Below are 4,113 nucleotides of genomic sequence, written 5' to 3'. Positions count from 1 at the left end.
ACAAAATACCTGTCTCGTTACCTCGGGTGGAAAAGGTTTCTTAAAACTCAACTCTTCTCAGAGGAGGCTTTTTTAGATCAAGTTTCTATACATTGGGTAGAGCAACACTTAATTTGAACAGCGCCGGGTGTCCGCTTTCAAACCCGGTATCACTTTTAAGGTTAAATCCGAGCGCCTGGTAAAAGGCGATGGATTGTTGCTTATCCCTGACACGAATACCAATGTGGTTTATTCCTTCAATGTTGAGCATATTATTAACCTTTTTTATAGGTGGTACTGGGAGCCTGGCTGTACCGGCCCATTTACATCCTTATTCATTTTTTGGGCTGGCTGGTTTTTTTGCAACTTTCATATGTTTCAACAGGAACTGGTTGAGTTCTTTATAGATCTCCTGGGATTCCGGGGAGTTGGTGACCAGCAGGTAGCCAGCATGGGATAACCCCTCGTAAACATTCAGGTCGGTGGTGATGCCGGCGGCCTTCAATTTTCGATGGGTTCGAATTGTGTCGCTGAGCAGCATGTCACGGGTGCCAGTGACCAGATAGGTGGGAGGAAAGTCATGGAAGTCGCCATAAACCGGTGAGATCAGAGGATGCTTGAGATCGCGCCCGGCGGCGTATTTGAGAGCGGCGCCCTTCAGCCAGCCATCGTAGGTGACCAGTAACCGGTCAATCCCTTCATTGGTAAACAGGGTGTCTCCGGTTTTGGACAGGTCAGCCCATGGGGTGCCTCCATAGAGAGCTGCCGGTGTTTCCAGGCCCAGCTGGTTGAACTTCTGGATGGCCGCCATGGCCAGGTTGCCTCCCGCTGAAGTGCCGCCAATGGCCATGGAGTGGGCGGGCCTGGTGGTCAACAGGTGTTTATAGACTTTGACGACATCGTCCAGGGCGACCGGAAAGGGGTGCTCGGGAAGCACTGGGTAATCAATGGCCAGTACCGGCATGCCCAGTCTTTCGGCAATCAGTACCGACTCCATAATGCTGGAGTCACCGGCAAACATCACAAAACCGCCAGAGTGCAGGTCGATGAACAAATGGTTTTGGTGTTCCGGTGCAACTTTGCGGGGAATGACTTGTCGAACCGTTACTCCGGCCATGGTTTCCATTTTGACCTGGGTACCGTACTCCTTGATCAGAGCGTTGACTTTGGCCTCACCGTATTGGTTCATTTTATGGATAAAGGCATGCCAGTCGCTGAGGGTGCGGGGTGCGCTCTGAATTGAGGCTGATACGTCAGGTGCACTGGCTGCCGCGATGGACTCTTTCAGAGCATGGCTGGCAGCAGTTGGAGCGGGAAGGTCTCTTCCGGCAATATGCCACTTGGAGGGTTCAGTCGTGGCACCGGCCACCGACAGGAGGGAAATCAATATCAGGGTGCTTAGAAGTGCCAGGGATGTTTTCACCGTCGAATCCTTTGGAATTGGTTATTCTGAGGAGGCCAGGTTCAAGTATAAAGGATGGTTACAGGTTTGCTGGGAATGACGGGAATGGTTTTATTCATTGACCGGATAAAACCGGGTCGTCAGAATAAGCGGTCAACAGGACATTAATAAAAGAGAGGACAATATGGCATCCAGAAAGAAACAGCGGCCAGGGACAAAGCGTGACCCTGTTGCCCGGGTGTTGAGAACGCCCCTTTTTCGCCAGAGGGTGGTGAAGAGCAAAAAGAAGTACGATCGAAAACAAAAAGGCCAGGTTGACTGGCCTTATTTATTTCAGGAAGGATTTAACGGTGTCTGTGCATAGTGGTTCCGTTTGTTGTTCAGCTTCAAGCCCAGCCTCGAAACGACCGGTAGACCCGAACCAGAAATGACGGCCCTGCCATTAACAGAAAACCCACAATCATTTGAATGCCTGAAGCTGTGATTTGATGCATTTCCCGGCGATTGTCATAATGATCGGAGGTGCTGATGAACTGGGTAATGGCTGAATAGAGTTCGGGTAGTGCCTCCACCAGGAAAAAAAGACCAATCAGAAAACTGCCGGTGGCGATGATCTTATCGCTTTCTGTCTTTATGATATTACTACCCGTTGCCGGACATACAAGCTGTGCCAAGGGTCGGGTGAATAACCAGAGCAGCGTTCCAATTATCAGAGGTACCAGCATATTGGTCAGATACAGGTATTGATGATAGCGATGGCCCTCCTGGTCTATCAGCCAGAGGTAGGGCAGGGAAAAGAGGCCGATTACCCCGTTAATCAGGTAATAAACAGAGAGCAGCCGCACGGCCAGAAAAGAAAGTGAATTCATGGTGCTCCTGAAGGTTTGTCAGTGGGTATCAATTATATTTCGGGAAACCGGGTCATGCTCTGAGTATCCGGTTTCCTGAATAGGAGTACAAGGTTGAATTATAGGTGGATTGTTCAGGGTTTACTGAGTGGTTTTGAAAGGTCCCTGATTTGCTCTGCCTGCTGGTCCATGACTTGCTGCCGGGTTTCTAGAAGGTCTTTCAGAAAGTCATTCTGGGCACGGAGTTCATCCACATACCGGGCTATATCCGCCATCTGGCTTTCCACGGTCAGCCAGTCCTGGACCACAAAACCGTAAATCGCCCAGTCACAGGCACTGCCCTGGGTGAGACCCGGGTATCGTTTTTCCACTTCCTCACGGGTAAAGGCGTCTTCCTGGCCAATGGCATTGAACTCTTCGCAGGCCTGGTCAAAATAGCCCACTTCATCTTTATTCAACACGAGCACATTGGGCAGGCTCAGTACCGGTTTTACGGGCTCATCAGGGATAACCGGTGCCGGCAAGGTCGGCACTGTCACTACCTGAATCCTCTCCACCGGTCGCTCCGGAAATACGCTGCAAGCTGTCATTAAAGCGCTCGCGAGCAATATTCCCCCTTGCGAAAGGTGCTTCCAGTGCCCGGATGGCTTCGGTGGTTCTGAGGCGGTTGATCTGGGCGGTGACTCTGGCGGTTTCGGCGATGGCTTCATCTCTGCTGTCAAAGAGTTCATCCATTGTCTCCTGGTTGGCTTTAACGACGGTAAACAATTTCTCGACGGTGTTTTGCTGATCGCTGATGGCCTGTTTCAATGTTTCGGTATTGGCCAGAGCCTGGGTAAGCTCTCCTTCCAGCCGGGCGGATCGGGCTTGTTCCGCTTTCCAAAGGTAGGCAAGTGACAGCGAAGAGATCAGGCCGATTGCAAGAGCAATCAGGGTCGATTTGAATCCCACCATGGTGAATCTCCTCTGTTGAGTCAGGCCTTTTGATCAGGCCATTGTTGTTATCATGGCATTGAGTTTACAGGATTCTGTGGCAATCAGAAGCATCCCTTGGACAAAATGAGCGCAAAAATGCTAGTCCATTTGTGCTTGCGGCACTTTGTCGCAGAACGTAAGCTTCGGGCAAATAGCTGACCATTTTCATCTATTGGGTCAGCCGAAATAAGAAACAGAAAATACGGACTGCTGTTATTGATGATGGCGGATGTATTTTCAGGGTGAGGGAAGAAAAAAATGACTGAGCAAACGCCCTATCAGCTCCTCGGTGAGGAGGACGGTATCCGTGCATTGGCCACTGCTTTCTATGATGCCATGGATGAGTTGCCTGAAGCGGAACATATTCGGAAAATGCATGCCCGCTCTTTGACGGATGTAAAACAGAAACTGTTTGAGTACCTGTGTGGCTGGCTGGGAGGGCCTCACCATTACCTGGAAAAATACGGCACCGTTTGTCTTACGGATCCTCACAAGCCCTATGCCATTAATGAAAGTGCCAGGGATCAGTGGCTGCAATGCTGGGATAAGGCCCTGAATGATGTGGGAGCCAGTCCGGAGCTTCAGAACATGCTGAAAGAGCCCATATTTCGTCTGGCGGATTTTATGGTGAATAAAAGGGCGAATGGGCCAGGGTAGCCTCTGGAGTCAAACCTTTATGATGTGGTTACTCTTTTGCCATAAGGGTCTCAATGGCTTGAAACAGTTTCTGGAAGGTTCTCTGATTATGCTGTTTTTGCAAGGCGGCGCAGCACTCCATAAGTTGCATTAGTTCAGATCTGATCTGACAATTCCCTCTTCAAAAAAGGGAAGGGTTACCGATTTAGATAGAGGGTGAAATCACTGAAATCTAAATCGTAAAAAGGTAACCCTTATGATTCATACTAATCA

The 4,113-nt window shown here is 49.9% G+C and carries 7 protein-coding genes; 2 read left to right on the top strand and 5 right to left on the bottom strand.

What is annotated here, in order from left to right:
- Positions 1-85: 85 nt before the first annotated feature.
- Both ACNRUY_RS25940 and ACNRUY_RS25935 read right to left on the bottom strand, forming a co-directional pair.
- Positions 86-250 carry a VOC family protein gene (locus ACNRUY_RS25940; RefSeq protein ID WP_488114563.1) on the bottom strand — a complete coding sequence of 55 codons (165 nt, stop codon included), beginning with the start codon at positions 248-250 and terminating at the stop codon, positions 86-88.
- A gap of 60 nt (positions 251-310) precedes the next feature.
- Positions 311-1,402 carry an alpha/beta hydrolase gene (locus tag ACNRUY_RS25935; RefSeq protein WP_488114562.1) on the bottom strand — a complete coding sequence of 364 codons (1,092 nt, stop codon included), beginning with the start codon at positions 1,400-1,402 and terminating at the stop codon, positions 311-313.
- Between the two features lie 163 nt (positions 1,403-1,565).
- On the opposite strand from ACNRUY_RS25935, the gene ACNRUY_RS25930 reads away from it, so the two are divergent.
- Positions 1,566-1,745: a hypothetical protein gene (locus tag ACNRUY_RS25930; RefSeq protein WP_488114561.1), complete on the top strand. Its 180-nt coding sequence runs from the start codon at positions 1,566-1,568 to the stop codon at positions 1,743-1,745.
- 22 nt (positions 1,746-1,767) lie between these two features.
- Here ACNRUY_RS25930 and ACNRUY_RS25925 read toward each other — a convergent pair whose 3' ends face one another.
- From ACNRUY_RS25925 to ACNRUY_RS25915, 3 genes are all read right to left on the bottom strand, one after another.
- Entirely contained in the window at positions 1,768-2,250 is a 483-nt protein-coding gene (locus ACNRUY_RS25925) for a hypothetical protein (protein WP_488114560.1), read from the bottom strand.
- Positions 2,251-2,363: 113 nt separating this feature from the next.
- Positions 2,364-2,768: a hypothetical protein gene (locus ACNRUY_RS25920; protein WP_488114559.1), complete on the bottom strand. Its 405-nt coding sequence runs from the start codon at positions 2,766-2,768 to the stop codon at positions 2,364-2,366.
- The gene (locus ACNRUY_RS25915) at positions 2,731-3,183 is read right to left on the bottom strand and encodes a hypothetical protein (RefSeq protein ID WP_488114558.1); all 453 of its coding nucleotides are present in this window, start codon (positions 3,181-3,183) and stop codon (positions 2,731-2,733) included. Before ACNRUY_RS25915 ends, ACNRUY_RS25920 begins: the two co-directional genes overlap by 38 nt.
- 279 nt (positions 3,184-3,462) lie before the next feature.
- Here ACNRUY_RS25915 and ACNRUY_RS25910 point away from each other — a divergent pair, with 279 nt between their 5' ends.
- Positions 3,463-3,861, top strand: coding sequence for a group II truncated hemoglobin (locus ACNRUY_RS25910; protein ID WP_488114557.1), 399 nt, complete (start codon positions 3,463-3,465; stop codon positions 3,859-3,861).
- The last annotated feature ends 252 nt before the right edge of the window (positions 3,862-4,113 follow it).

The sequence above is a fragment of the Endozoicomonas sp. Z74 genome (assembly GCF_057680865.1).
This window is presented reverse-complemented; position numbering and strand designations above follow the sequence as displayed.

Bases quoted from the DNA above. Each gene is read 5' to 3' on its own strand.
- ACNRUY_RS25925 (WP_488114560.1), bottom strand. From the start codon at position 2,250: ATGAATTCACTTTCTTTTCTGGCCGTGCGGCTGCTCTCTGTTTATTAC.
- ACNRUY_RS25940 (WP_488114563.1), bottom strand. From the start codon at position 250: ATGCTCAACATTGAAGGAATAAACCACATTGGTATTCGTGTCAGGGAT.
- ACNRUY_RS25910 (WP_488114557.1), top strand. From the start codon at position 3,463: ATGACTGAGCAAACGCCCTATCAGCTCCTCGGTGAGGAGGACGGTATC.
- ACNRUY_RS25915 (WP_488114558.1), bottom strand. From the start codon at position 3,183: ATGGTGGGATTCAAATCGACCCTGATTGCTCTTGCAATCGGCCTGATC.
- ACNRUY_RS25930 (WP_488114561.1), top strand. From the start codon at position 1,566: ATGGCATCCAGAAAGAAACAGCGGCCAGGGACAAAGCGTGACCCTGTT.